The 529-nt window shown below is 37.8% G+C and carries 2 pseudogenes; one reads left to right on the forward strand and one right to left on the reverse strand.

The window, feature by feature from the left end:
* Window positions 1-191 (reverse strand): annotated as a pseudogene (locus L6C30_RS14720) (transposase); the annotation flags it as partial.
* Window positions 192-457: 266 nt separating this feature from the next.
* Here L6C30_RS14720 and L6C30_RS14725 point away from each other — a divergent pair.
* Window positions 458-529, forward strand: a pseudogene (locus L6C30_RS14725) (IS1595 family transposase); the annotation flags it as partial.

Consider the following 529-nt stretch of genomic DNA (forward strand, 5'->3'; position numbering starts at 1 on the left):
GAGTCCATGAGTAGATGCAGCCCATCGCTACTTTTTTGGTAGCTGATTACAATATCAATATGCTTTTGTCTTCTACAAAGCGTGGTGTAATCTGGAGCTATCCAATTTAATTCGCAAAGTTTAATCAGACTTTGCACAAAGCCAGTGACCATACGTAAAGACAGACGGAATAAGGATTTAATCATTAAGCAGCTGAACCGTACCGGGTTTGTCGGAGACCAAACTTTCTGAGATGAGACGCATTGCTTCTCAAGACGTAGCGAAGCGTAGTGATCCGATGAAAAAAGTAAAATATACCCCCTGAAATCAGATAGAGCGGTTCAATTAGAACCAAACCCAACTATCGCAACACTGAGTTCTGGAGAATCTCGTCGTTTCTTAATTGCGTCGTAATGATGATTATCAAGATAAAATCAAAGGCTCTAGACTAGCAGAATAGATATGTTAGTCTAGAATCATGATAGAAAACAGTAAATTAAGTCACTATAAGATTAAAAAAATTATTCAGTGCTTTTGCATTGATATTCCT

Source organism: Acinetobacter sp. KAM396 (assembly GCF_021602765.1).
Taxonomy (GTDB): domain Bacteria; phylum Pseudomonadota; class Gammaproteobacteria; order Pseudomonadales; family Moraxellaceae; genus Acinetobacter; species Acinetobacter towneri_A.